Raw genomic sequence first — 25,482 nt, 5'->3', positions numbered from 1 at the left:
ATGAGTACCTATCCCTTGAACGTTTCTTCCCACCGCCGCCAGCGCCTGCTCGACGCGGCCGGCTGGCGCCGCGCCCTGCGCGATGCGGTGATCAAGCTGTCGCCCCGTCACCTGCTGCACAGCCCGGTGATGGCGGTGGTGATGGCCGGCACCGTGGTCAGCCTGGTGGTCACCCTGAGCGGCAACGCACCGCTGGGCTTCGGCCTGGCGGTCACCGCGATCCTGCTGCTGACCGTGCTGTTCGGCAACTTCGCCGAGGCCGTGGCCGAAGCCCGCGGCCGGGGCCAGGCGGCCTCGTTGCGACGGGCTCGCCAGGACCTCAGCGCGCGCCGGCTGGCTGCCGCGCATGCCGGGGCCAGCGAAACCCAGGTACCGGCCGCCGAGCTGCGCCCGGGCGACCATGTGATTGTCAGTGCCGGCGAACTGATTCCGGCCGACGGCGAGATCGTGCAGGGCCTGGCCACCATCAACGAAGCGGCGGTGACCGGTGAATCGGCGCCGGTGCTGCGCGAGGCCGGGACCGACCGCAGCGGCGTGATCGGCGGCACCAAGGTGCTGTCGGACCAGATCATCGTGCGCATCACCGCCGAGCCGGGCCACAGCTTCCTGGACCGCATGATCGCGCTGGTGGAAGGCGCCAACCGCCAGAAGACGCCCAACGAGGTCGCGCTGACCCTGCTGCTGGCGGCGATGACGCTTACCTTCCTGATCGTGGTGGCCACGCTGCCGGCGATTGGTGCGTTCGTCGGCGTGCAGGTTGATCCGCTGCTGCTGATCGCGCTGCTGGTGTGCCTGATTCCCACCACCATCGGCGGGCTGCTGCCGGCCATCGGCATTGCCGGCATGAACCGGGCGCTGGCCGCCAACGTGCTGGCAAAGTCGGGCAAGGCGGTGGAAGTGGCCGGCGACGTGGACGTGCTGCTGCTGGACAAGACCGGCACCATCACCTACGGCGACCGCCAGGCCACCCACTTCCATGCGCTGGCCGGGATCGACGCCACGCAGCTGCGCGAAGCGGCGCTGCTGTCGTCGCTGGCCGACCCCACCCCGGAAGGCAAGTCCATCGTGCGCCTGGCGCGCGAGCAGGGCTGCACCACTGCCGAACCGGACCGTGCGGACTACCTGGCATTCACCGCGCAGACCCGCATGTCCGGCGTGGACCTGGACGGCGGCCGGCGCATCCGCAAGGGGGCCTCCGATGCGATCACCGCCCATGTGCGCGAGCTGGGTGGCACGGTGCCGGCCGAACTGCCGGGCCGCGTGGAGCAGGTGGCGCGCAACGGCGCCACCCCGCTGGTGGTCTGCGAAGGGCGGCATGTGCTGGGCGTGATCGAGCTGTCGGACGTGGTCAAGCACGGCATGCGCGAGAAGTTCGCGCAGCTGCGGGCCATGGGCATCCGCACGGTGATGATCACCGGCGACAACCCGCTCACCGCCGCGGCCATTGCCGCCGAAGCCGGCGTGGACGACTACATCGCCGAGGCGCGCCCGGAAGACAAACTGGCCCGCATCCGTGCCGAACAGGCCGGTGGACGGCTGGTGGCGATGGTGGGCGACGGCACCAACGACGCCCCCGCGCTGGCCCAGGCCGATATCGGCCTGGCGATGAACTCCGGCACGCAGGCCGCCAAGGAAGCCGGCAACATGGTCGACCTGGATTCGGACCCGGCCAAGCTGCTGGCGGTGGTGGAAGTGGGCAAGCAGCAGCTGATCACGCGCGGTGCACTGACCACCTTCTCGCTGGCCAACGATGTGTCCAAGTACTTCGCGATTCTGCCGGCGCTGTTCGCCTCCACCCTGCCGGCGATGGCGGCATTGAACGTGATGCACCTGTCCAGCCCGCGCAACGCGGTGCTGGCAGCGCTGATCTTCAACGCGCTGGTGATTCCGGCGTTGATTCCGCTGGCTCTGCGCGGGGTGCGCTTCCGCCCGGCCACGGCCACCGCGCTGCTGCGCCGGAACATGCTGGTGTACGGCCTGGGCGGCGTGCTGCTGCCGTTCGCGGCCATCAAGTTGATCGACCTCTTCCTTGTCTCGGTATTCGGCGCATGAACCGCTCACTTGCAACCTCCCTGCCCCGCACCGCGCGCGCCCGCGCCGTGGATGCGGCCACCCTGCAGCAGCACGGCGCGTGGCGCCCGGCGCTGATGCTGGGCCTGGTCAGCCTGCTGCTGCTCGGCCTGGCGTACGCGTTGGCCGCCACCGGCGCCAGCCGGCTGCTGTTTCCGGCGCAGGCCGACGGCAGCCTGCTCATCCGCGACGGCCAGGTGCGCGGCTCGCAGCTGATCGCCCAGCCGTTCACCGGCGACGGCTACTTCCAGGCGCGCCCGTCGGCGGCCAACTACGACCCGATGGCCGCGGCCGGCAGCAACCTGGCGCGCAGCAACCCGGCCCTGCAGGAACGCGTGCAGGCCAGCATCGCCGCAGTGGCCGCGCGCGAAGGGATAACGCCGGCGCAGGTGCCCGGCGACCTGGTGACGCAGTCGGGCGCCGGCATGGACCCGGAGCTGTCGCCAGCCGCCGCGCAGGTGCAGATGGCGCGGGTGGCGCGCAGCCGTGGGCTGCCGGTTGAGCAGGTGGCGGCGCTGGTGAAGGCGCATACGCTGGGTCCGCAGTGGGGCGTGTTCGGGCAGCCGCGGGTGAACGTGATGACGTTGAACCTGGCGCTGGATGCGCAGGACGGGCAGCCGGGCAAGGCCGGGCTCTACGGGATGCCTTGATGCGCTGCGTACCGTCCCGGGCGCACAATCGCCACCCATGAGCGACCCCCGCACCCGCCAGGCCGATGCCCTGGTTGAACGTCTGCAACGCGAAGCCGGCGGCAAACTCACCGTGTTCCTCGGTGCCGCCCCCGGCGTGGGCAAGACCTTCAGCATGCTCAGCCGCGCGCACGAGCAACTGCGCCGTGGCGTGGACGTGGTGGTGGGGCTGGTGGAAACCCACGGCCGCGCCGAAACCTCGGCGCTGCTGGAGGGCCTGCCGCAGGTGCCGCTGGTGCAACGCGACTACCAGCAGCACGTGCTGGGCGAGATGGACCTGGACGCGGTGCTGGCGCGCCACCCGGCGCTGGTGCTGGTGGACGAACTGGCCCACCGCAACGTGCCCGGCAGCCGCCACGAGCGGCGCTGGCAGGACGTGATGGAACTGCTGGAGGCCGGCATCGATGTGTGGACCACGGTCAACATCCAGCACCTGGAAAGCCTCAACGATGTGGTGATGCGCATCACCGGTGTACGCGTGAGCGAGACCGTGCCCGATGCGGTGCTGGATCGCCTGCACGACATCGTGCTGGTGGACATTCCCCCGCGCGAACTGATCGAGCGCCTGCAGCAGGGCAAGGTGTACGTGCCCGAGCAGGCCGCGCAGGCCCTGCAGGCGTTCTTCTCGCCGGCCAACCTCACCGCGCTGCGCGAACTGGCCATGCAGGAAGCGGCCGACCGCGTGGACAGCAGCCTGCGCGAGACCCGCGCCGCGCGTGGCGAAGGCAACTTGCCGCTGCGCCGCCGCGTGCTGGTGGCCATCGATGGCGGGGGCCAGAGCGAGTACCTGGTGCGCGTGGGCCGGCGCATTGCCGAGCGCCGCGATGCGCCATGGACGGTGGTGACCGTGCAGGGCCGCCGCAACGACGAGGCCACCCGGCGCGAGATCGACGCGGCGTTCGCCCTCGCCCGCCGCCTGGGCGGTGAGGCCGAGCTGCTGCACGGGTCCAGCATTGCCGATGCGCTGTTGGACCATGCCGCGCACAACAGCGTGTCTACCCTGATACTGGGCCGCACCCGCGAGCGCCCGGTCGCGCGCATGCTCAACCGCACCCTCACCCAGCAGTTGATCCAGCGTGGCGCGCACTACGAGATCACCATCATCGGCACCCCGCAGGCGCGTGCACGCGCGCGCCGCACCGGGTTGAGCGTGCCCAGCCGCAGTACCGGCCAGGACACCCTGCTGGCATTGGGCGCCACGGCGATTGCCTGCCTGGTGGCATTGGTGGCCGAGCGCTGGGTAGGGCTGTACGACCTGTCGATGGTGTTCATCGTGGCGGTGGTGATGGTGGCCGCGCGCAGTCGCACCAGTGCGGCGGTGATTGCCGCGGCGCTGTGCTTCCTGGCCTACAACTTCTTCTTCATCGCCCCGCGCTTCACCTTTGCCATCAGCGCGCGGCAGGGCGTGATCACCGTGTTCCTGTTCCTGGCCGCTGCGTTGGTGGCCGGGCGGCTGGCGTCGCGGCTGCGCATGCAGGTGCTGGCGTTGCGCGCGGCCAACCGGCATGCCAACGCGCGCCAGGCACTGGGCCGGCAGCTGACCCGCGCGGCCAGCAATGAAGAGGTCGCCCAGGCCGGGCGCGAGGCGCTGGAACAGGCGATGGACGCACCGGCGTGGCTGCGCATCGGCCAGGACACCAGCACCAGCGGCAGCGCCGCGCCGGGCGACACCGATCTGGCCGCCGCCGACTGGGCACGCCGCCACGGCCAGCCCAGCGGCCGCTTCACCGACACCCTGGCCGGTGCGGAGTGGTGGTTCCTGCCGCTGCTGGACGGCGACGACCGCGCCATCGGCGTGGCCGGCATGCGCTTCGCCCGCAACGCGCCGCGCCTTACCCCCGAGCAGCGGCAGCTGGCCGAGGCGATGGTGGATGACATTGCCCAGGCCGCGCTGCGCACCCAGCTGGTGGCCGACCTGGAAAAGGCGCATGTGAGCAACGAGACCGAGCGCCTGCGCTCGGCGCTGCTGTCGTCGGTGTCGCACGACCTGCGCTCGCCGCTGGCGGCGATGATCGGCTCGGCCGACAGCCTGGGCAGCTATGCCGACGCGATGGACGCGCAGGACCGCCGCGCCCTGCTGGACACCATCCTGGTGGAAGGCGAGCGGCTGGACCGCTACATCCAGAACCTGCTGGACATGACCCGGCTGGGCCACGAAGGGTTGCAGATCAACCGCGACTGGATCGGCGTGGACGAGCTGGTGGGCTCGGCCGCGCGCCGCCTGCAGCGCTACCAGCCGGAGGTGCAGTTGAAGCTGGACATCCCGGCCACGCTGGCGCCGATCTGGGTCCACCCGGCGCTGGTGGAACAGGCCGTGTTCAACGTGATGGAAAACGCGGCCAAGTTCTCCCCGCCCGGCGCGGCGGTGGAGGTGCAGGCGCGGCTGGTGGAGGGCGAGCTGCGCATCGACGTGCTGGACGCCGGCCCCGGCATTCCCGACGACGAGCGCGCGCGCATCTTCGACATGTTCTACAGCGTGGAGCGTGGCGACCGCGGCCGGCATGGCACGGGGCTGGGGCTGACCATCTGCCAGGGCATGATCGGTGCCCATGGCGGCAGCGTGCAGGCGCTGCCAGGGCGCGACGGACGCGGTACCCTGATCCGCATTACGCTGCCCCTGCTGCAACCCCACCCTGCCGATGACCACGACGACCCCTGACCTGCCCCAAGGTGCGCCCCCGGCGCGCGTGCTGGTGATTGACGATGAAGCGCAGATCCGCCGCTTCCTCGACATCAGCCTGCGCGCGCAGGGCTACCGCGTGGTGCAGGCCGCCACCGGCCAGGCCGGGCTGGAAGCGCTGGTCAGCGAAGGCGCGGACCTGGTGATCCTGGATATCGGCCTGCCGGATATGGAAGGCCATGAGGTGCTGGCCGAACTGCGCCAGTGGAGCCAGGTACCGGTGATCATGCTGACCGTGCGCGCCGGTGAAACCGAGAAGGTGCGGGCGCTGGACAACGGCGCCAACGACTACGTGACCAAACCGTTTGGCACCCAGGAACTGATGGCGCGGGTGCGGGCGTTGCTACGCTCGCGCACGGTGTCGGCCGATGGCGTGTTGCCGCAGTTCGATGACGGGCATCTGCATATCGACCTGGTGCGCCGCGAGGTGCACCTGGATGGCGCGCCGGTGGCGTTGACGCGCAAGGAATACGCGTTGTTGTCGTTGTTGCTGCGCAACGCCGGGCGCGTGGTGACCCAGCCACAGATCCTGCAGGAGATCTGGGGGCCAACGCATCAGGAAGACACGCATTACCTGCGGATTCTGGTGGGGAAGTTGCGGCACAAGCTGGGCGATTCCGCGCTGGATTCGCGGTACGTGTTCACCGAACCGGGCGTGGGGTTGCGGTTCAAGGGGTGAGGCGGCGGGGTGTGGTTTTTTGCGTCCGTTACCGTTGTGCCGGAACACGCCCGGTAGGGTCGCATCCCAATCGACCGCCGACACGGTTGCCGCGTTCGGTTGTGGCATGAACCACGGCGAAGAGGCGCGTTTCGATTTGCGGTCATGCCAACATCGCACGTTGCCCGTTTCACGGCAGTCGATTGGGATGCGACCCTACCGGCGGTATCTCGTTGTCCGTGTGCGAACCGGGATGGCGTGCGGGATCACGTCGCGCGCGTGAGGATCGCAGGGTATTCGATTGGGATGCGCCACGACCAACGGTCGTGGCGCACCCGATGGTGCGACGGTGGGTACCGACCGTTGGTCGGTACCCACGCCCATCAGAACCCGAGGTCCACACCCGGCAGCAACGGCTGCAGCTGGTCGCGGAACAGGGTCTTGATGCGTTCCAGCGCCGCTTCATCATCGGCCTCGAAGCGCAGCACCAGCACCGGCGTGGTGTTGGACGCGCGCAGCAGCCCCCAGCCATCGGGGAAATCGGCGCGCAGGCCGTCGATGGTGGCCAGGCGAGCGCCGGCGAATGGCGACTCTTCCACCTGCGCGGCCGACACGAACAACGACACCAACGCGTGCGGAGTGCCCGATTCCACCGGCACCTTCAGCTCCGGCGTGGACACGCTGTCGGGCAGTTCGTCCAGCACCTCCGACGGCGTCTCCTCGCGCTGGGCCAGGATTTCCAGCAAGCGCGCCGCCGCATACAGGCCATCGTCGAACCCGAACCAGCGCTCCTTGAAGAAGAAGTGCCCGCTCATCTCGCCGGCCAGCTCGGCATCGGTTTCACGCATCTTCGCCTTCATCAGCGAATGCCCGGTCTTCCACATCAGCGGGCTGCCACCGTTGCGCAGCACGTAGTCGGACAGCTTGCCGCTGCACTTCACGTCGTAGATGACCAGCGCGCCCGGGTTGCGCATCAGCACGTCGGCCGCGAACAGCATCAGCAGGCGGTCGGCGTAGATGATCTTGCCTTCGCGGGTGACCACGCCCAGGCGGTCGCCGTCGCCGTCGAAGGCCAGGCCGATGTCCGCGTCGAAGCGCTTCACCGTCTGGATCAGGTCTTCCAGGTTGTGCGGGTCGCTCGGGTCCGGGTGGTGGTTGGGGAAGGTGCCATCCACATCGCAGTACAGCGGAATGACCTCCGCACCGATGGCTTCCAGCAGCGGCTGGGCCAGTTCGCCGGCCACGCCGTTGCCGGCATCGGCCACCACCTTGAGCGGGCGGTCCAGCTGCACGTCGTCGGCGATGCGCTGGATGTAATCGGCGTTGACCTCGCGCTGCTTCAGGCTGCCCGGCTCGGCCGCCACGTGCAGCTGGCCGTCGCGGATGCGCAGGAACAGTTCAGTGATGGCGTCGCCCGACAGCGTTTCGCCGCCCACCACGATCTTGAAGCCGTTGTAGTCGGGCGGGTTGTGGCTGCCGGTGACCGCCACGCAGCTGCCCGCACGCAGGTGGTAACTGGCGAAGTACACCACCGGGGTAGGCGCCAGCCCGATGTCGATGACATCGCAGCCGGCGCGGCGCAGGCCCTCGATGAGCCCGGCACTGAGTTCCGGGCCGGACAGGCGGCCATCGCGGCCCACCACGATCTCGCGCAGGCCCTGCACCTGCAGCACCGAACCGATGGCCTGACCGATCAGCGCGGCCACCTGCGGGGTGAGCTCGCGCCCGACCACGCCGCGGATGTCGTAGGCGCGGAAGATACCGGCCGGCACGTCCTGCCCCGCTACGCCCGGCACCGGCGGCGGACCGCCTTCGGCCACGGCCGGCACCACCGCCAGCGGCACCTGTTCCAGGCTTTCGCGCAGCGTGGGGCCGTCTTCTTCGGTGGCGTCTTTCGACGCGCGGCGGCGCGGCATCGGCACCTTGCCCTTGCCGAACTGCAGCATGCCGGCGATGGCCAACAGCAGCAGCGCCACCACCGCACTGGAAATGGCACCCAGGCCCAGCGGGCCCGGTTCAATATCCGGCACGGCCGCGGCCAGGCGCAGCCCGCTCTTGCCGATCGGGCGCGCCAGCGCCTCGGCACCGCCGGCCAAGCCCGCGTTGCCCTGTTCAATGACGTTGTGGTTGCCCTGGCGCAGGGCCACGTAGCCTGCGCCCGGCACGCGCACCTGATCAAAGGTGGCGGTCAGCCGCAGCAGCGGCTGGCGCACGTACACCAGCGCCGGCCCCTGCGTGCCCAGCACCACCGGCACCGCCAGGCCAAGGCGCTGGCCGCCGGCATCGCGCACCACGCGGGCCACCACCTCGTTCCGGGCGTTGGCCGCTTCCAGCAGCGCCAGGCGCGAGTAACCGAAGGCCTTCGGGTCGGCATAGGCCGCGTCCAGGCTGGCGGGGATGACCTGCACCTCTTCGGTGCCCGGCCAGCCCTCGCGGATGGCCACGGCCGTGGCTTGGCCATCGCCGTTGCGCAGCGCCGTTGCCACACGCTCGCTTTTCACCAACTTGCGCAGCTGGTCCAGCTGGCCGCTCAGCGCCGTCTGCACCCCGCCCACGATCTGGTCACGCGACTGTTCCAGCTCCGTGCCCACCGAGGCCTGCTGCCACTGCCGCACCGCGCTCCAGCCAAACCATGCAGCCAGCAGCACCAGCGCGGCCACCACCAGTGGCCCGGTGCGCTTGCTTGCCAGCTTCGGTTGCCCTTCCGCCTTCGCCTTGCTCATGGAACTTCCCCCTGGTCAGCGCACCCCGGTATGGCCGAATCCACCCGTTCCCCTGGCGCTGTCGGTGAAAGTATCCACTACCTGCAGGCTTACGCGTGCGATGGGCAGCACAACCAGCTGCGCGATGCGGTCGCCCGGCTGCAGCGTGAAGGGCTCGCGGCCGCGGTTCCAGGCGCTGATCAGCAGCGGGCCCTGGTAATCGGCGTCGATCAGCCCGGTGCCGTTGCCCAGCACGATGCCGTGGCGATGGCCCAGGCCCGAGCGCGGCAACACCACGGCGGCCAGGTTCGGGTCGGCGATGTGGATGGCGATACCGCTGGGAATCAGCGCCGTATCGCCTGGCTGCAGGGTGAGTTCGGTCTCCAGCGCCGCGCGCAGGTCCAGCCCGGCGCTGTGCTCGGTGGCATAGGCCGGCAGCGGCCAGGTATCGCCGAAGCGCGGGTCGAGCAGCTTGACCTGCAACGGCTGAAGGGTGGAATCAACGCTCATGCGTGCAACCTCTGGGCAATCAGGGACAACAGTTGTTCGGCCAGCAGCGCCTTGGAGGTGCCGGGGAACACCTGTTCGCCGCCCTGCCAGTAGGCCGTGGCCGCGTTTTCATCACTTTCGAAACCGCCAGTGGCAATGCCCACCTGGTTGGCAATCACCAGGTCCAGGCGCTTGTCCACCAGCTTGCCGCGCGCGTACTTCTCCACATCGTGGGTTTCGGCGGCAAAGCCGACCACCAGTTTCAGCGCGTTGGTCTGCGCGGCCACCTCGGCCAGGATGTCCGGCGTGCGCACCAGCTCCAGCGTGAGGGTCTGGGTGCCGGCGGTCTTCTTCAATTTCTGCGGGGCCACCTGGCGCGGGGTGTAATCGGACACCGCGGCCGCGCCTATATAGATGTCGGCGGGCAGCGCGCCCAGCACCGCTTCGCGCATCTGCGCGGCCGAGCGCACATCCACCCGCTGCACCCCGGCCGGGGTGGGCAGCTGCACCGGGCCACTCACCAGCACCACCTGCGCGCCTTGGCGCACGGCGGCGGCGGCCAGCGCATAGCCCATCTTGCCGCTGCTGCGGTTGCCCACGTAGCGCACCGGGTCCAGGTCTTCGTAGGTGGGGCCGGCACTGATGACCACGCGCAGGCCCTTCAGCTGCTGCTCGGGCGCGGCTTCAGCAGCGGCCGGCGCCTGCAGCGCGGCCAGTGCCGCAACAATCGCATTGGGTTCGGTCAGCCGGCCCGGGCCGGATTCGCCTTCGGCCAGCGGGCCGTCTTCGGGCCCGATCACCTGCGCGCCGCGCTGGCGCAGCAAGGCGATGTTGGCCTGCGTGGCCGGGTGCTGCCACATGCGGTGATTCATGGCCGGGCACACGGTGAGCGGCGCGGTGGTAGCCAGGCACAGCGTGGTGACCAGGTCATCGGCATTGCCGTGGGCCAGCCGGGCCAGCAGATCGGCGGTGGCCGGGGCCACCACGATGCGATCGGCCCAGCGGGCCAGCTCGATATGGCCCATGGCCTGCTCGGCGGCGCTGTCCCACAAGGTGGTGCGAGTGGGCTGGCCGGACAGGGCCTGGAAGCTCAGCGGGGTGACGAACTGCTGGGCCCCGGCGGTCATGGCGACCTGCACCTGGGCCCCGGCATCGCGCAGGCGACGCACCAGTTCCAGCGACTTGTAGGCGGCAATGCCGCCCCCTACGCACAACAACAGCTTCTGGCCTTGCAGCGGGCGCGCGGACGCCGGAGAAGCCTGGGGGGAGTCAGCCACCTGCGAATTTCCTGTCGAACTGAGGCGTTTAGCTTACCTGATGGGGTGTGGGGGGCTCATGCCTCAGGGGCATGAGGGGGGTGTTTTTGGTCATGAGGGCGGCCACTCTAGTTGCCCGCGAGAGCCTCTCGCTTGGAGCAGCGCCGGATAGCAACACCGGGGGCGACCCGTGGATATCTAAGATCTCCAACTGCAAAGTTGCTGCGATCAAAAGTGCTCCAGTTCATCTGCACCAGAGCATATGATTGAACAAGCTCCAGCCTGACCAAAAAGGACTTCTTGTGCATATCACACGGATCAGAATCAGGAACTTCCGATCCATTAAAGATCTGGACCTACCTCTGGAACAGACAACCGTACTCATCGGTCCAAACAACTCAGGGAAGACGGCGATCCTCGAAGCCCTTCGAATTGCGCTAACTCGGAGATGGGGCCAACGAGGCACCGGATTTACAGAGTACGACTGCCGCCTTGACCAAGACGACAGTGATCCGAAGCTTGCTCCACCAATCGAAATTGAAATTGAGCTTTCAGAGAAAGAAGCCGGCGAGTGGGGAGAGGACCTCCAAGCCGACCTTGAAGACACCCTTCAGGTGGATCCAGTAACGAATAGAGTTTCCATCATCTTAAAGGTCAGCTGCTCCTGGGTCGAAAGCGAAGAAAGCTATATTCCAAAATGGGAATTCCTCGGATCTGATCGCGCACCGCTGAAAGGCAAAGGAGCTCGATTAATAAATATGAACAGATTCTTCGAGTACATCCCTGTCTTCTACTTAGATGCACTTAGAGACTCCGACGACGAGTTCGCATCCCGGTCGCAGTTTTGGGGGCGTCTTCTGAGATCAATTAACATTCCTCAGCAGCTATCGAGAAGATCGCAGCAGGTATTTGACAGGCTCAACAGGAGACTTTTGGACGCAGATCCGAAGATTTCAAACATCGCCAAAACTCTTAAAGGAATTGGGACGGTAGCCATGGAGGACGAGCCAGGCGGGGTAGGCATTCGAATGGTTCCGCTGAAGGCTTGGGATCTACTTTCACGCGCACAAGTCATTCTCAAAACAACCGAAAAGCACCCATGGCTTCCCCTTGGGCGCCATGGCCGCGGCGTACAAAGCTTGTCAGTTATATTTCTGTTCCAAGCATTCGTGAACGAGCTATTGCAGGAGCTTTTTCACAAAGATACAAAACCGTTTTTGGCACTGGAGGAACCCGAGACGCATCTTCATCCACAAGCAGCTCGGACTCTATGGAGACACGTGTCAGAACTGCCGGGCCAGAAGATCGTAACCACTCACTCCCCATACTTCGTGCAGCACGTCCCGTTTCGAGACCTTCGACTTATTCGCACAGATGGAAGTGGAACTTCATTCAGCTCTCTGCCCTCTCAGTTCTCCGCAAAAATTCCGCACATTGAGGCTCTCGACGGATTCATCGCACCTCGCCACAGAAACTTGACCTATGACAAGGCCACCCAGCGCATTTCCATAATCGGCAAGATGCTGATACAGCACTATTCCGACTTACTTTCGCTTTATGCGGGCCATGCTGAAGAGCCAACCATCCGCCAAGACCTGAAGTCGGTGTTTGACGAATCTCAGAAGTTTGTGAGCGATGCAGTATTGGATGATCTTGAAGAACACGCGCGACGCATTCGCGGCGAGATTTTTTTTGCGCGACGTTGGTTGATCGTGGAGGGCCAAAGTGACTTCATATTACTGCACGCGATTGGCGAGGCCACTGGATACTCTCTTGATGCAAATGGCGTATCGGTTATTGACGCAAAGAACAATGGAAGTCCCTCGAACTTTTGCGTCTTAGCGAGAGCCCTGCAGATCCCATGGATTGCGGTATTCGACAACGACGCCGCAGGTCGCAGCTACGTACAGTCGATCGGAGGACAGGGCTTTTCGCAAGAAGAGGTTTCGGATCGATGCTTCTTGCATGAGCACGGCGAACTCGAAGACCAGATCTTGGCTCAAGGTAACGAGCCTTTGCTTCGAGGTATAGCTGCGGAAATGGGTCTTGCAAATTCCGCCACCGTGGCAATTGAAGACCTGATGAGGTTCCTTAAGAGCAAGAAGACCCGCTTAGCGGTAAGTTTGAGTAAGCTCCTCAGCAAAGACCCTTCGGTAGCTCACTCCATGCCTGAACGATTCGTCGCGGCCATCCAAATGTTACGGACACTCAACTAGCATGAATGCCTATCAAGAGCAGTACGAAACGCTTACAGAAGCGCAGCGCAGCGCCGTCGATTGGGATGAGGGCGCCCTGCTCGTGCTAGCGGGACCCGGATCCGGAAAGACGCGCGTACTTACTAGCCGTATCGCAAGAATATTGAAAGATTCCCAGGGAAAGTCATTTCGAGTGCTCGGCCTGACGTTTACCAATAAAGCCGCGGATGAAATGCAGTCTAGGCTTCACGCATTATGCGACGGCCAGGAAGAGCGCGCCCAGGTCGGCACGTTCCACTCGTTCTGCATGCAGATGCTTCAGCAGCACGGCTCTCATATCGGCGTTCCGAGTGACTTCACCATCTACTCGCTCGACGAAGACAGGCGAGAACTCTTGAAGGACGGGTTGCGCAGGTCCTCGGGAAACGTCAATGATGCTTCCCTTGTTCGCTATCTCCAATTGATTGACAAATTGAAGAGCTTACTCATTGACGTTCCTCAGGCAGCAAGTCGATTCAAGGACGCGGAAGAAGGCGCGAACGTTGCGCGGGTCTACTCTGCTTACGAGCAAGAGCTAAAGCGAGCGAACGCACTGGATTTCAACTCCTTGATGCTAAAGGCGCATCAGCTAGTAAGCAGCTTCGACGGAATCGCCGCGAGATATAGAAAAACTTATAAGCACTGGCTCATTGACGAGTTTCAAGACACGAATCGCGCGCAGTACAAATTCCTTAGATCACTCGCCGGCGACACGTTTAAGAACATTTTCGTAGTTGCCGATGATGATCAGATCATCTATCAATGGAATGGCGCCAGCTTCAAACAACTGCTGAAGTTTAGAGAGGATTTTTCTCCAGGCCTTATTCAGCTACCAACCAATTACCGATGCCCGCCAGCTATCGTTAACGCAGCCAACAACCTTGTCCGCCACAACATTACTCGCACGCAAGCAAAAATGCAGCTTGTTGCAGGGAAGGTTGAGACAGCCGTGCCCCAAGACCAGTCTATTCTGTTAGGCGCGTACGAAACCGATACTGACGAAGCGGAGGCGGTGGCAGACTTCGTATTTGCCAAACCGATTGGCACCAGGAGCGAAATTGCCGTCATCGCGAGGACCAAGGCGCTACTGGTAATGATTCGTAGTGCACTCAAAAGAAAGGGAGTAGGCTGCGCAATTTCACAGAGACGAGATGACTTCATTTCAGCACAATACTGCTGGCTTCACAGCCTCCTCAGGCAGACCGTCCGACCTCAGGATAGGCGGAATTTTGACTACATGATTTCTTCGTTTAATAGAATGCACTCAACCAAGTTCTCCTCTGACTTGATTGCATCTGTCGCGGAAGGCTCTACTCGATCACTCCTGGATGAGTGGCTTTTGGCATTAGCGAGCTCATCTGACTTGCGTCTGGTTGAGATCGCACGGAGTATTTATGGGCTGCTTGGAGATCTGAGAGGGTTTAGGAGCTTTGTGGACAATGCGATTAGCTCTTTCGAATCCCCACTTGATGAACAGGAAGACGTCGCAGAGGACTCTAGAGCCTGGAAGGCACTCAATCGGAGTATTTCTTCCACCTATGGGCGTGATCTTCCTCTTGATCAATTCTTGCAGCACATGGCGCTGCAATCAAAGGAGCCACCGCTCCCTCCCGATACTGTTTCCCTTATGACGATTCATGCGGCCAAAGGGCGAGAGTACGATTTTGTAATCTTGGTTGGCCTTGCCGAGGAGGTGCTTCCCTCATACTTTAGCTTGAAGGCAGGCGCCGATAGCCAAGAGCTTGAAGAAGAGAGACGAAATTGCTTTGTCGCGATCACGAGGGCGAAAGAGCAGTTAATACTGACGCGCGCAGGCCGGTACCGCGGCTACGCGAAGAAGCCATCTAGATTTTTGTCCGAGATGGGATTTCCTCCGTCCCCTTAGCAAGTATTTGTGCCGTGGAGTGAAGCGCCTATGTGCGTTTCACTTCGCTTGAGGATTTTTCCGACCTGTTGCCACGGAAACATCCGATGGCACTCATTGACCTCCAAGGCAAGCATTGCCAGCATGGCAATTAAGAACTGGCCCAAGAGTGAGCAACCCCGGGAGAAGCTGATGGCTCTCGGAGCACAGGCATTAACCGACTCCGAGCTCCTAGCTCTCTTCCTAGGCAATGGCCGTCACGGCATGGACGTCATGGAGAACGCCCGCCTGCTGGTGAGGGCACACGGTCCTTTGAGGCGTCTTTTAGACCTCAACGCGCGAGAATTGAGGAAGCTACCGGGAATTGGGGTGGCCAAAGCATGCACTCTCGGTGCAGCACTTGAGCTAGCCGACCGCCACCTGCGGGCGGAGCTGGACCGAGGTGAAAGCATGCTCGATCCTAAGGCTGCAATGCGCTACTTCAAACAAAGATTGCGCGGCCGGCCAAACGAAGTCTTCGCCGTAATGTTCTTGAGTACGCGCAACTGCATGCTCGCGTTTGAAGAGCTATCCAACGGTACGATCGACTCTACTGCGGTCTACCCGCGCGAAGTGGCACGCCGCGCCCTGTTCCACAACGCGGCAGCGGTGATCATTGGCCACAACCACCCTTCCGGCAGTGCCGAGCCATCCGCCGCCGACCGCGATATCACCCGTCATCTGGAAAAAGCCCTGCCTTTGGTGGGAGTCCGCCTCCTGGACCACGTAGTAGTAGGCGAAGGCACCCCCGTCTCCATGGCTGAACGCGGCTGGCTCGAACCCACCCTCTCCTTTCGGGGCTGAACGTCCCAGTCAGCCCAGATACCCCTGTCCGAAGCCCCGAAACCGGTCCCAAGCCCCCTAAAGCCCCCTGCCCCAACCCCGTTCAATGGATCGGCCCGCCATCTAGGCTAAAATTGCCGATTCCGCCGCTCCAGTCCCAAAGCAGGCCTTGTGAAAAATCTCCTCCGCGCCCTGATCAGCCAAGGCATCGAAGCCTTGCGCGCCAACGGCACTCTGCCGGCCGATACCCTGACCCCGGAATTCGTGGTCGAACGCCCGAAGACCCGTGAGCACGGCGATTTCGCCACCAATGCCGCGATGCTGCTGGCCAAGCCGGCGCGCAGCAATCCGCGCGCCCTGGCCCAGGCGCTGCTGGATGCGCTGCCCAAGAGCGCCGATGTACTGCGCGTTGAGATCGCCGGCCCGGGCTTCATCAATTTCCACCTCGCCCCCAGCGCCTATCAGCGCGAAGCGGCCAGCGTGCTCAAGGAAGGCGCCGATTACGGCCGCAACCTGAGCGGCAACGGCCGTACCGTGGGCGTGGAGTATGTGTCGGCCAACCCGACCGGCCCGCTGCACGTGGGCCATGGCCGCGCCGCCGCCATCGGCGACTGCCTGGCGCGCCTGCTGGATGTGAACGGCTGGAACGCCAAGCGCGAGTTCTACTACAACGACGCCGGCGTGCAAATCGAGAACCTTGCCCTGTCCACCCAGGCGCGCGCCAAGGGGCTCAAGCCCGATGACGCCGGCTGGCCGGAGGCGGGCTACCGCGGCGATTACATCCAGGACGTGGCCAACGCCTACCTGGCCGGCGCCACGGTAGAGCTGGAAGGCCACGCGGTGGTGGGCGAGCGCGACCCGGACAACCTGGATGGCATCCGCCGCTTCGCGGTGGCCTACCTGCGCAACGAGCAGAACCAGGACCTGGCGGCGTTCGGGGTGGATTTCGACATCTACTTCCTGGAAAGCTCGCTGTACAAGGACGGCAAGGTGGAAGAGACCGTCGCCCAGCTGAAGGCGGCCGGCCACACCTATGAGGAGGGCGGCGCGCTGTGGCTGCGCTCGACCGACTTCGGTGACGACAAGGACCGCGTGATGCGCAAGTCCGACGGCACCTACACCTACTTCCTGCCGGACGTGGCCTACCACCTGAGCAAGTGGCAGCGCGGCTATGAGCGCGCCATCACCGAGCTGGGCGCAGACCACCACGGCTCGCTGGCGCGCGTGCGCGCCGGCCTGCAGGCGCTGGACGTGGGCATTCCCAAGGGCTGGCCGGAATACGTTCTGCACCAGATGGTGACGGTGATGCGCGGCGGCGAGGAAGTGAAGCTGTCCAAGCGTGCCGGCAGCTACCTGACCCTGCGCGACCTGATTGAAGAAGCCGGCCGCGATGCGACCCGCTGGTTCCTGATTGCGCGCAAGCCCGATTCGCAGCTGACCTTCGATATCGACCTGGCCCGCGCGCAGAGCAACGACAACCCGGTGTTCTACGTGCAATATGCGCACGCCCGGGTGTGCAGCCTGCTGCGCCAGGCCCAGGAGAAGGGCCTGAGCTACACGCCGGGCGGAGGCTTGGCGGGCGTGGCGTCGCTGAACGACGATGCCTCGCTGTGGCTGATGATTGAAATGTCGCGCTTCCCGGAAGTGGTGGAAGCAGCCGGTATCGCGCTGGAGCCGCACCTGATCGCGCAGTATCTGCGTGAATTGGCGCACGCCTTCCACACGTGGTATCACGGCACGCAGGTGCTGGTGGCTGACGACGCCGAACGCAACGCCAAGCTCACGCTGGCCTGCGCGGCGCGCCAGGTGCTGGCCAATGGTCTGAGCGTCCTGGGCGTTTCCGCCCCGGAAAAAATGTAAGCAGTGGAGAAGCAGTAAATGGCAGCACGACGCGGCAAGAGCCAGGCACGACGCAACAGCAACCAGGGCACGCCGGGATGGGTGTGGCTGGTGGCCGGTGTGGCGATTGCGGCCGTAGTGTTTTTGGCAGCACCCAACCTGTTCAAGAGCGACGGTGACGGCTTCCTGCGGGTAGGCCCGCAGCCGAACCCGAACGCCCAGCCGGCCCCGGTGAGCGACGCCGATACCGACGTGGGCGCTGAACTGCCCAAGCCGGGCGCGGCGGCCAAGCCTGCCGAACCGGCCAAGCCGGCAGCTACGCAGTACGACTTCTACACCTTGCTGCCCGGCAAGGAAGTGGAGATGTCCGATGCGGAGCTGGCGGCCAGCGCGCGTGCGGAAGACCAGCGCCGTGCCAAGGCCGAGGCGCAGCGCGCGCAGGCGGCGTTGGAAGGCCGTCCGTTGCCGCCGGCACCGGCCCCGACCAGCACCGCGGCAACCACGTCGGCGGCACCGGTGAGCACCGCCCCGCTGCCCGCCCCGGTGGCGGAGCGCCCGGCGGCGACCACGGCTGCGGCGGCAACGCCGGCGCAAACGGCGGCCGCTACCCCGGCGGCACCGAAGCCGGCGGCTACTGCGGCGGCAACGCCTGCTGCAGCGGCGGCTGCGCCGGCCGCCAGCAACGTGCGTTACATCCTGCAGGCCGGTGCGTTTGGCGCGTCTGGCGATGCCGAGGCAACCAAGGCCAAGCTGGCGATGATTGGTCTGGCGGCGCGGGTGGAATCGGCGCAGATCAACGGCAAGACGGTGTACCGCGTGCGCATGGGGCCGTATGGCAGCGCCGGGGAGCTGGCGGAGGCCAAGCAGAAGCTGGATGGGACGGGGCTTCAGGCTATGGCGATCAAGGCGCAGTAGCCGCGCGCCGCGCGACTACCCCAAGGTTGCGCTACGCGAAACCTCGGGCCCCTGCTGGTACCTCCACATCCCCGCGCCTGCCGGCGCGCCCCCTTGCACTCCAAGGGGGCTGTTGCTCCAGATGCAACTTGGACGCCGACCCTTGGGTCGGCGTTCTTGTTTCAGGCAGCCGCCCTCGCTGGCGACCACCTGGCAGTGCGCTATCGTCCATGCATGTCTTCCTGCCCCGATCCTGCTGAGCTTCCCGGCGTTGCCGGTGCCACCGGTCGCTATCGCGAATGGACGCCGCCGGCTGCGCTGCAAGGCTGCTTCGGGCAGCTGTGGCGCAGCGATCTGCCGGTGGGGCACAGCGGTGAGGTGGCGGTGCTGCCCGATGGCTGCGTGGACATCCTGTGGCGCGATGGGCGGTTGTACGTGGTGGGGCCAGATGTGGTGGCTGCGCACCCGCAGTTGATGCCCGGTGCGCAGGTGTTGGGCGCGCGGTTCCAGCCGGGCGCGGCGCGGGCGTGGTTGGGGGTGCCGCTGGGCGAGATGGTGGGCATGGCCGTGGAGCTGGATGCGGTGCTGGGGCCGCAGGCGCGGCAGATGGCGGCGCGCTTGAATGACGTGGGCGATGGCGATGCGCGGCAGCGGTTGTTTGCGCAGGCGCTGGCTGGGCTTCCCCGCTCTACCGGGGGGCGCCACGCGGTGGCGGCGCGGGTGTTCGGGCAGGTGCGGGCCGGTGGCCACGATCTGGCCGCGATCAGTTCGGCGCTGCAGGTGAGCACGCGCAGCCTGCGCCGGTTGTGCCACGAGCAGTTTGGCTATGGGCCGAAGATGCTGGAGCGGATTCTGCGGCTGCAGCGGTTCCTGGCGCTGGCACGTGCGCGCCCGGACGATGGGCTGGCGGGGTTGGCGGCGGACGTGGGCTATGCCGACCAGTCACACCTGAGCCGCGAGGTACGGGCGTTGGCAGGGATCGGGGCGGCGCAGTTGTGCGCGCAGTGGCGTAGCTGACTGGCCGTTTTGTTCAAGACCGGCGCGGCCGGGGTGGCGATGCTGGGGTTCCTTTCAACGAGATGCCCCCATGAGCACCGCACACGGCAACGATCGCCGGATCGACAATATTGAATTCAACGTGGCCGACATTGCGCGCAGCAAGGCGTTCTACGGCAGCGTGTTTGGCTGGTCGTTCACCGATTACGGCCCGGGGTACACCGAGTTCGACGATGGCCGGTTGCGCGGCGGGTTCACCACGGGTGAGCCGGTGCGGCCCGGTGGGCCGTTGGTGATTATGTATGCCGACGATCTGGCCGACGCGCAGCGGCGGGTGGAAGCCGCCGGGGCGGACATCTGCCGGGCAACGTTCGAGTTTCCGGGTGGGCGGCGGTTTCATTTCCGCGATCCGGATGGGTATGAGTTGGCGGTGTGGACAGCCGCCTGAGGTAGAGCCGACCGTTGGTCGGCTGCCGTCAGCGGTGGGTATGCGCCGAGAGCAGCCGACCAACGGTCGGCTCTACCGGTTTGTTCGCGTGGCGAGGTGCCGGCCAGCGGCCGGCACGACCGGCCACCGATGCCCTTGGATCAGTCGCGCGCGACCTGGAAACCGGCGAACGACTGGCTTACCGGCATCAGTTCCAGGCGGTTGATGTTGAGGTGCGCCGGGAGGTTGGCCACCCAGAAGATCTGCTCGGCGATGTCGTCGGCGGTCATCGGGTTGGCACCGGTGTAGAGGGTGTCCGAGGCGGCCTGGTTGCCGTGGGTGCGCACCAGGGTGAACTCGGTTTCGGCCATGCCCGGTTCGATGGTGGTGACGCGCACGCCGGTGCCGTGCAGGTCGGCGCGCAGGCCGAGCGAGAACTGGCTGACGAAGGCTTTGGTGCCACCGTAGGCGTTGCCGCCCGGGTACGGGTACACGCCGGCCACCGAGCTGATGTTGATGATGGCGCCCTTGCGCTCTACCAGCTGCGGCAGCAGGCGGTGGGTCAGGGTGACCAGCGCGGTGACGTTGGTGTCGATCATGGTGCGCCAGTCGTCCAGCGAGGCGCTCTGCGCCGGGGCGGTGCCCTGGGCGAGGCCGGCGTTGTTGACCAGCAGGTCGATGGCGGCGAAGTCGGCCGGCAGGGCGGCCAGCGCGGCCTCCATGGCGGCGCTGTCGCGCACATCGAAGACGGCCGCATGTACGCGCTCGGGACCGTAGGCGTCGACCAGCGGCTGCAGCCGTTCAGCGCGGCGGCCGGTGGCGATGACGCGCCAGCCGGCCTGGGCGAAACGATGGACGGCGGCAGCGCCAAAGCCGGAGGTGGCGCCAGTAATCAGAGCGGTACGGGTCATCGGGGTACTCCGTGGGAATCACGGGTATTTTCGCACCGATGCGGGGGGTGTGTGCCGGGGGGCGGCGACGTGGGGCGCGGGCGGGATCGCGTAGAGCCGGGCTCTGCCCGGCTTGCCGAAATCTGGAGCAGCCGGGCAGAGCCCGGCTCTACGTGATCGGCGATCAGCGGATGCGGAAGACGCGGGCCTTGGGCAGGTCTTCGTCTACCTGCAGGAACCAGCGGCCGGCGATGCCCGGTACGACGACGATGGCCGGGTTGCTGCGGCTGGTCTTGAGCTTCATTTCACCCTTGAGCACCTGCCACTGCTGGCCGTTGTCGAGGGTGAACACGGTGCCCGGGGCCCAGCCGTCCACCTGGCCGGTGACCGTGGCGTTGATGGGGCCGTCGTCCAGGCCCGGGAACATGGGCGCCGGGGTGGGCGTGCCGGGGGCGACCACCGGGGCGGGGGCCACCGGCGGGGCCGGGGTACGGGCGTCGGCCTCGCGCAGCAGGCGGTTCAAGGTCTGCAGCTGGGCCGGGCTGAGCCCTACCCGGGCCAGTTCCTGCGGGTCCACGCGCTGTTCGATTGCCACATACGGGGCCTGGGCGGCGGCCGTTGCGGCCAGCCAGACCATGCCCACACCCGCCAGAACCTGCCACCTGCGCATTGCCTGCTCCACTGCCTGTTGATGCTCGATGGCGGCACTGTGCTGCACTTTCATGGCAGCCAGATGACAGCGTGGCCGGTCGCGCCGGGTGCTGAGGCCGGCAGGGGGTAAAATGGCGGCCAGCCGCGCAGCCGCGCCGGCGGTATTGGACGTCACATGATCAACAACGATGTACTGCGCAGCATCCGCTACATGCTCGACCTCAGCGACGGCATGATCGCCGACACCTGTGCCCTGGCCGATCCGGCCTTCGTGATCGACAAGGCCGATGTGGCCGGTTGGCTGCGCAAGGAAGACGAAGAGGGCTTCGTGGCCTGCGACGATCGCACCCTGGCGCACTTCCTGGACGGGTTGATCGTGCACTTCCGTGGCCGCGACGAGAGCCAGCCGCTGCGCCCGGTGGAAAAGCGCATCACCAACAACCTGGTGCTGAAGAAGCTGCGCGTGGCCTTCCAGCTGAAGGACGTGGACATGCACGATATCTTCCAGCAGGCCGGTTTCCCGGTGTCCAAGCCGGAGCTGTCGGCGCTGTTCCGCCAGCCGGACCACAAGAACTACCGCGCCTGCGGCGACCAGCTGCTGCGCAACTTCCTGAAGGGCCTCACCCTGCGCGTGCGCGGCGCCTGAGCCCCACGCCGGCACGTGGCTCCGCCTGCGGGGCCACGTGCTGCAGCAGTTCCTGCATGAAGGCCCGCGCCGCCGGCGTGGGCAACCGCGACCACACCGCATGCACACGCCGCACGGGCGCATCCTGGATGGCCACGCAGGCCACGCCGGTAAACCCGGCCGCGATCGCCACCGGCACGATGCCCACCGCCAGCCCCTGCTGGACGAAGCGCTCGATGAGCGACATGTGGTTGATTTCGAACGGCACCCGATGCGGTAGCCCGGCGGCAGCGAAAGCTTCGTCGGTCTGCCGGCGGGCGCCACTGCCGTACTGGAAATCCACCAGCGGCAGCTCGGCCAGGGTGGCCAGCGACAGGCGTTTTCGGCTGGCCAGCGGGTGGCTGGGCGGCAGCACGGCCACCATGGATTCTTCGGCCAGCAGCCGGTGGCAGGCCCCGTCGATGGCGGTACCGGGCGACAGGCCCACCAGCGCGACATCGACGCGGCGCTCGCGCACGTCTTCCATCAGCACTTCGCTTTTGTCCATGCGCAGGCGGAATTCCACCTGCGGGTAGCGGGTGTGGAAGGCGGCCAGGCAGGCCACCAGGTCCACGGCGGTAAGCGAGGTGATCTGGCCGATGGTGAGGGTGCCGCGCACCTGGCCGGCCACGGCGGCCACGTCTTCGCGCATGTGCCGCAGTGAATCGAGCACCTGGCGGGCGTGGCTGAGCAGCGCTTCGCCGGCCGGGGTGACCCGTACCTGGCGCGGCAGGCGTTCGAACAGGGTGGCCTGCAGTTCCTCTTCCAGGTGGGCGATCTGGTGGCTGAGCGCAGACTGCACGACGTGGCAGCGCTGGGCGGCGCGGGTGAAGTTCCGCTCTTCGGCCAAGGCCACGCAGAACTCGAGCTGTTTGAGGTTCACGCCGTGGTCTCCGGTATGCATCTATTTTTAAGATGCGTTGGATGATAACTATTCATTTCCATCATGGCGCAGGTGGGCGGACACTGGCGTCCCCCTGGAGTCTGGACGCGCTATGACCGCCGATGTACACACCCCGTTGAGCCGCTGGCAGGTGCTGTTGATGGCCTTTGCCACCGGCGTGGCGGTGGCCAGCAACTACTACGCGCAGCCGCTGCTGCACACCATTGCCGGCGAGTTCGGGGTGTCGTTCGGCCGCGCGGGCACGCTGGTGACGGCGGCGCAGTTGAGCTATGGCGTGGGCGTGGTGCTGCTGGTGCCGCTGGGCGACATGTTCGAGCGGCGGCGGTTGATCGTGGTGATGTCGTTGCTGTCGGCGTCCGGACTGGTGGTGAGCGCGTTGAGCCATGAGTTTGCGTGGCTGCTGGTGGGTACGGCGATTACCGGGCTGTTTTCGGTGGTGGCGCAGGTGCTGGTGCCGTTTGCAGCCACGCTGGCGCGGCCGGAAGAGCGTGGCCGGGTGGTGGGCACGGTGATGAGCGGGCTGCTGCTGGGCATTCTGCTGGCGCGCACGGTAGCCGGGGCGTTGTCGTCGCTGGGCGACTGGCGCTGGGTGTACTGGATGGCGGCGGGCACGCTGGTGCTGACCACGTGGGTGCTGTATCGCACGTTGCCGCGTTTCTACCAGCACGCGGGCTTGAGTTACGGGGCGTTGCTGCGCTCGATCGGCACGCTGTTCGCGCAGGAGCCGGTGTTCCGGCTGCGCACGCTGCTGGGGGCGTTGAGCTTTGCGATGTTCGCGATGTTCTGGACGCCGCTGGCCTTCCTGCTGGCGGGCGCGCCGTACCACTACAGCGATGCGACGATCGGGCTGTTCGGGCTGGTGGGCGCGGCGGGCACGCTCGCCGCCGGGGTGGCGGGGCGGATGGCGGACCGGGGCAAGGCGGCGTTGGCGACGACACTGGCGCTGGTGCTGCTGGCGGCGTCGTGGTTGCCGCTGGGCTTTTCAACGCAGTCGCTGGTGGCACTGGTGGTGGGCGTGCTGGTGCTGGACCTGGCGGCGCAGCTGCTGCACGTGAGCAACCAGAACGTGGTGTTCGCGCTGCGGCCGGAGGCGCGCAACCGGCTCAATGCGGGGTACATGACCGGGTATTTCATTGGCGGGTCGTTGGGGTCGCTGGTGTCGGCGCAGGTGTATGGCGCGTTCGGGTGGACCGGGGTGTGCGTGACCGGCGCGGGCGTGGCCGCGGTGGCGATGGCGGTGTGGGCGGTGGCGGTGGTGCGCCGGTAGAGCCGACCGTTGGTCGGCTGCATTTGCGCGCCGCCCGGTAGAGCCGACCGTTGGTCGGCTGCATTTGCGTGCCGCCCGGTAGAGCCGACCGTTGGTCGGCTGCATTGCGTGCCGCCGGGGGCAGCCGACCAACGGTCGGCTCTACCGGATGGGGTGTGTGCCCGGCGGTAGGAATACCGCACGGGGTGGGTGGGCGCTCCGTTAGAACGCGGTTTGTACCGCGAATTCGACGCGGGAGCCGGCGTTGCCGGGGAACAGGCGTTTGGCGGCGGTGTCGGTGTCGTGCGCGGTGAGGCGCAGTTCCCACGGGCCGTGGACCTTCCAGACGGCGCTGAGCTGGCCGTGCAGGTAGTCGTCGGCCTGCGCGCTGGCCAGCCAGTAATGGCCCACCGCCGCTTCCAGCCGCCACTGCTCGCCCAGCGGCAGGCGGGCGCCCAGTTGGGCGTAGGTGCCGGTGTGGCCGCCGGCCAGCGCGTCGTCGGACACGCCTACCTGCAGCCAGTAGCGCTGCTGCCAGGTGAGGGTGCTGTTGAGCTCGGTCCAGTTCAGGTCCACGTTGCTGGACGGATAGAGGTAGCGGGTAAGGTTGACGTCCAGCGCCCAGTCCTGGCCCAGCGCCCCGCTCCACCCGGCCACCACGTCGAACTCGCTGCGTGCGCCGTTGTCGGGCTGGAACGACACGCCCGAGCCCCATACCGAGGCATACCAGCCGCGCTCGCTGCCAAGTTTGACGCCGGCCTGCGCGGCCGGGTCGCCGTCGCTCTGCGAGCTGCCGCGCCAGACGTAATCGGTGGTGAGCGTTGCGTTGCCCTCCACCGCGGCCGCCGCCGCACCACTCATCGCCAGGCCCAGCAGCAGCACGCTGCAGCGGCGCACGATGCGCCCTTTCATCTGTTCAACCACCACGGTAAGCACTCCATCGGACGGCGGCGCCGTCGAGGTGGGCAGTGTTCCTGTTGGGGCCGTAAAGCCGCCATGCCGCGGCGGCGGTGCCGGCGCAAAATCAGCGTAAATCCTGCGTCCACGATGCCGCACAGGGGCCGCGCTATCATGGCTGCTCTGACCTGTTGCGAGTAATGGCGTGGACGCGATCCTGACCCCGGTATCGATTGGCGAGCTGATCGACAAGATCACCATTCTGGAAATCAAGGCCGAGCGCATCAGCGATGCCGGCAAGAACGCCAACGTCCGCAAGGAACTCGATGGCCTGTGGCCATTGTGGCAGCAGCAGCTGGCCAGCCAGCCGGGGCTGGATGCCCTGAAGGATCAGCTCAAGGCGATCAACGTGCGCATGTGGGACATCCAGGACCAGCTGCGCGACAAGGAAGCGGCGCAGGAGTTCGACGATGCGTTCATCCAGCTGGCGCGTGGGGTGTACGGCACCAACGGCGAGCGGGTGAAGGTGAAGAACGAGATCAACCGCGTGGCCGGTTCGCAGCTGGTGGAAGAAAAGCAGTACCAGGGCGAGTAACCCGCCCCGCCCGCG

Annotated in this window: 21 protein-coding genes; 14 read left to right on the top strand and 7 right to left on the bottom strand. The window is 66.1% G+C overall.

The window, feature by feature from the left end:
- From kdpB to AC6CHL_RS13495, 4 genes are read left to right on the top strand one after another with little or no spacing between them, the layout of a single operon-like run.
- Positions 1-2,052 carry a potassium-transporting ATPase subunit KdpB gene (gene kdpB / locus AC6CHL_RS13510; protein ID WP_038690968.1) on the top strand — a complete coding sequence of 684 codons (2,052 nt, stop codon included), beginning with the start codon at positions 1-3 and terminating at the stop codon, positions 2,050-2,052.
- Positions 2,049-2,720 (top strand): potassium-transporting ATPase subunit KdpC, encoded by a 672-nt coding sequence (gene kdpC / locus AC6CHL_RS13505; RefSeq protein WP_498294795.1) that lies wholly within the window; start codon positions 2,049-2,051, stop codon positions 2,718-2,720. The genes kdpB and kdpC overlap by 4 nt, the downstream gene beginning before the upstream one ends.
- A gap of 37 nt (positions 2,721-2,757) precedes the next feature.
- A complete protein-coding gene (locus AC6CHL_RS13500) occupies positions 2,758-5,418 on the top strand; it encodes an ATP-binding protein (protein WP_313246546.1) in 2,661 nt (886 codons plus the stop codon).
- Positions 5,399-6,118, top strand: a complete 720-nt coding sequence (locus AC6CHL_RS13495; RefSeq protein ID WP_051598917.1) for a response regulator transcription factor — start codon at positions 5,399-5,401, stop codon at positions 6,116-6,118. Before AC6CHL_RS13500 ends, AC6CHL_RS13495 begins: the two co-directional genes overlap by 20 nt.
- Before the next feature lie 362 nt (positions 6,119-6,480).
- Here the strand turns inward: AC6CHL_RS13495 and AC6CHL_RS13490 are convergent, their stop codons facing one another.
- Genes AC6CHL_RS13490 through coaBC form a run of 3 tightly spaced genes read right to left on the bottom strand, consistent with a single transcriptional unit; the run spans position 6,481 to position 10,565 of the window.
- Positions 6,481-8,820, bottom strand: a complete 2,340-nt coding sequence (locus AC6CHL_RS13490) for a phosphomannomutase/phosphoglucomutase (RefSeq protein ID WP_498294793.1) — start codon at positions 8,818-8,820, stop codon at positions 6,481-6,483.
- Positions 8,821-8,835: 15 nt separating this feature from the next.
- A complete protein-coding gene (gene dut, locus AC6CHL_RS13485) occupies positions 8,836-9,309 on the bottom strand; it encodes a dUTP diphosphatase (protein ID WP_038690973.1) in 474 nt (157 codons plus the stop codon).
- Positions 9,306-10,565 (bottom strand): bifunctional phosphopantothenoylcysteine decarboxylase/phosphopantothenate--cysteine ligase CoaBC, encoded by a 1,260-nt coding sequence (coaBC, locus tag AC6CHL_RS13480; protein ID WP_498294791.1) that lies wholly within the window; start codon positions 10,563-10,565, stop codon positions 9,306-9,308. Before coaBC ends, dut begins: the two co-directional genes overlap by 4 nt.
- Positions 10,566-10,810: 245 nt before the next feature.
- Between coaBC and AC6CHL_RS13475 the strand changes: the two genes are divergently transcribed.
- The 7 genes from AC6CHL_RS13475 to AC6CHL_RS13445 all read left to right on the top strand — a co-directional run bounded on the left by AC6CHL_RS13475 (position 10,811) and on the right by AC6CHL_RS13445 (position 19,641).
- Positions 10,811-12,760 carry an ATP-dependent nuclease gene (locus AC6CHL_RS13475; protein WP_498294789.1) on the top strand — a complete coding sequence of 650 codons (1,950 nt, stop codon included), beginning with the start codon at positions 10,811-10,813 and terminating at the stop codon, positions 12,758-12,760.
- A gap of 1 nt (position 12,761) precedes the next feature.
- Positions 12,762-14,663, top strand: coding sequence for an ATP-dependent helicase (locus tag AC6CHL_RS13470; RefSeq protein ID WP_498294788.1), 1,902 nt, complete (start codon positions 12,762-12,764; stop codon positions 14,661-14,663).
- Between the two features lie 123 nt (positions 14,664-14,786).
- Positions 14,787-15,485 carry a RadC family protein gene (radC, locus tag AC6CHL_RS13465; protein WP_498294787.1) on the top strand — a complete coding sequence of 233 codons (699 nt, stop codon included), beginning with the start codon at positions 14,787-14,789 and terminating at the stop codon, positions 15,483-15,485.
- 150 nt (positions 15,486-15,635) lie between these two features.
- A complete protein-coding gene (gene argS, locus AC6CHL_RS13460; RefSeq protein ID WP_498294786.1) occupies positions 15,636-17,324 on the top strand; it encodes an arginine--tRNA ligase in 1,689 nt (562 codons plus the stop codon).
- A gap of 18 nt (positions 17,325-17,342) precedes the next feature.
- On the top strand, positions 17,343-18,218 hold the full coding sequence (locus tag AC6CHL_RS13455) for an SPOR domain-containing protein (RefSeq protein WP_141058124.1): 876 nt from the start codon (positions 17,343-17,345) through the stop codon (positions 18,216-18,218).
- A gap of 213 nt (positions 18,219-18,431) precedes the next feature.
- Entirely contained in the window at positions 18,432-19,214 is a 783-nt protein-coding gene (locus AC6CHL_RS13450) for a helix-turn-helix domain-containing protein (RefSeq protein WP_498294784.1), read from the top strand.
- 70 nt (positions 19,215-19,284) lie between these two features.
- Complete coding sequence (locus AC6CHL_RS13445; RefSeq protein ID WP_498294782.1) at positions 19,285-19,641, top strand: VOC family protein; 357 nt, start codon at positions 19,285-19,287, stop codon at positions 19,639-19,641.
- 140 nt (positions 19,642-19,781) lie between these two features.
- On the opposite strand, the gene AC6CHL_RS13440 is transcribed toward AC6CHL_RS13445, so the two are convergent.
- Positions 19,782-20,531, bottom strand: coding sequence for an SDR family NAD(P)-dependent oxidoreductase (locus tag AC6CHL_RS13440; RefSeq protein ID WP_038690989.1), 750 nt, complete (start codon positions 20,529-20,531; stop codon positions 19,782-19,784).
- Positions 20,532-20,694: 163 nt separating this feature from the next.
- Positions 20,695-21,234 (bottom strand): hypothetical protein, encoded by a 540-nt coding sequence (locus tag AC6CHL_RS13435; RefSeq protein WP_498294780.1) that lies wholly within the window; start codon positions 21,232-21,234, stop codon positions 20,695-20,697.
- Between the two features lie 102 nt (positions 21,235-21,336).
- Here AC6CHL_RS13435 and AC6CHL_RS13430 point away from each other — a divergent pair, with 102 nt between their 5' ends.
- The gene (locus AC6CHL_RS13430) at positions 21,337-21,807 is read left to right on the top strand and encodes a YehS family protein (protein ID WP_038690991.1); all 471 of its coding nucleotides are present in this window, start codon (positions 21,337-21,339) and stop codon (positions 21,805-21,807) included.
- Here AC6CHL_RS13430 and AC6CHL_RS13425 read toward each other — a convergent pair.
- On the bottom strand, positions 21,782-22,708 hold the full coding sequence (locus AC6CHL_RS13425; protein WP_141058127.1) for a LysR family transcriptional regulator: 927 nt from the start codon (positions 22,706-22,708) through the stop codon (positions 21,782-21,784). The two genes, AC6CHL_RS13430 and AC6CHL_RS13425, sit on opposite strands and share 26 nt — an antisense overlap.
- Before the next feature lie 112 nt (positions 22,709-22,820).
- Here AC6CHL_RS13425 and AC6CHL_RS13420 point away from each other — a divergent pair, with 112 nt between their 5' ends.
- Entirely contained in the window at positions 22,821-23,996 is a 1,176-nt protein-coding gene (locus tag AC6CHL_RS13420) for an MFS transporter (protein WP_498294777.1), read from the top strand.
- 201 nt (positions 23,997-24,197) lie between these two features.
- On the opposite strand, the gene AC6CHL_RS13415 is transcribed toward AC6CHL_RS13420, so the two are convergent.
- The gene (locus tag AC6CHL_RS13415; RefSeq protein ID WP_051599014.1) at positions 24,198-24,887 is read right to left on the bottom strand and encodes a TorF family putative porin; all 690 of its coding nucleotides are present in this window, start codon (positions 24,885-24,887) and stop codon (positions 24,198-24,200) included.
- A gap of 190 nt (positions 24,888-25,077) precedes the next feature.
- Between AC6CHL_RS13415 and AC6CHL_RS13410 the strand changes: the two genes are divergently transcribed.
- Positions 25,078-25,467, top strand: coding sequence for a DUF6165 family protein (locus tag AC6CHL_RS13410; RefSeq protein WP_038690995.1), 390 nt, complete (start codon positions 25,078-25,080; stop codon positions 25,465-25,467).
- Positions 25,468-25,482: the final 15 nt, after the last annotated feature.

Source organism: Stenotrophomonas sp. GQ19 (genome assembly GCF_059758695.1).
Note: the sequence above shows the minus strand (reverse complement) of the source record. Positions and strands in the feature narration are given on the sequence as shown.

Excerpts from the sequence above, each read along its gene's own strand:
- AC6CHL_RS13415 (WP_051599014.1), bottom strand. The coding sequence starts at position 24,887 with ATGAAAGGGCGCATCGTGCGCCGCTGCAGCGTGCTGCTGCTGGGCCTG.
- AC6CHL_RS13450 (WP_498294784.1), top strand. The coding sequence starts at position 18,432 with ATGTCTTCCTGCCCCGATCCTGCTGAGCTTCCCGGCGTTGCCGGTGCC.
- AC6CHL_RS13420 (WP_498294777.1), top strand. The coding sequence starts at position 22,821 with ATGACCGCCGATGTACACACCCCGTTGAGCCGCTGGCAGGTGCTGTTG.
- kdpC (WP_498294795.1), top strand. The coding sequence starts at position 2,049 with ATGAACCGCTCACTTGCAACCTCCCTGCCCCGCACCGCGCGCGCCCGC.
- AC6CHL_RS13455 (WP_141058124.1), top strand. The coding sequence starts at position 17,343 with ATGGCAGCACGACGCGGCAAGAGCCAGGCACGACGCAACAGCAACCAG.
- AC6CHL_RS13490 (WP_498294793.1), bottom strand. The coding sequence starts at position 8,820 with ATGAGCAAGGCGAAGGCGGAAGGGCAACCGAAGCTGGCAAGCAAGCGC.
- AC6CHL_RS13430 (WP_038690991.1), top strand. The coding sequence starts at position 21,337 with ATGATCAACAACGATGTACTGCGCAGCATCCGCTACATGCTCGACCTC.
- AC6CHL_RS13495 (WP_051598917.1), top strand. The coding sequence starts at position 5,399 with ATGACCACGACGACCCCTGACCTGCCCCAAGGTGCGCCCCCGGCGCGC.
- radC (WP_498294787.1), top strand. The coding sequence starts at position 14,787 with ATGGCAATTAAGAACTGGCCCAAGAGTGAGCAACCCCGGGAGAAGCTG.
- AC6CHL_RS13435 (WP_498294780.1), bottom strand. The coding sequence starts at position 21,234 with ATGAAAGTGCAGCACAGTGCCGCCATCGAGCATCAACAGGCAGTGGAG.
- dut (WP_038690973.1), bottom strand. The coding sequence starts at position 9,309 with ATGAGCGTTGATTCCACCCTTCAGCCGTTGCAGGTCAAGCTGCTCGAC.
- AC6CHL_RS13500 (WP_313246546.1), top strand. The coding sequence starts at position 2,758 with ATGAGCGACCCCCGCACCCGCCAGGCCGATGCCCTGGTTGAACGTCTG.
- kdpB (WP_038690968.1), top strand. The coding sequence starts at position 1 with ATGAGTACCTATCCCTTGAACGTTTCTTCCCACCGCCGCCAGCGCCTG.
- AC6CHL_RS13445 (WP_498294782.1), top strand. The coding sequence starts at position 19,285 with ATGAGCACCGCACACGGCAACGATCGCCGGATCGACAATATTGAATTC.
- AC6CHL_RS13440 (WP_038690989.1), bottom strand. The coding sequence starts at position 20,531 with ATGACCCGTACCGCTCTGATTACTGGCGCCACCTCCGGCTTTGGCGCT.
- AC6CHL_RS13470 (WP_498294788.1), top strand. The coding sequence starts at position 12,762 with ATGAATGCCTATCAAGAGCAGTACGAAACGCTTACAGAAGCGCAGCGC.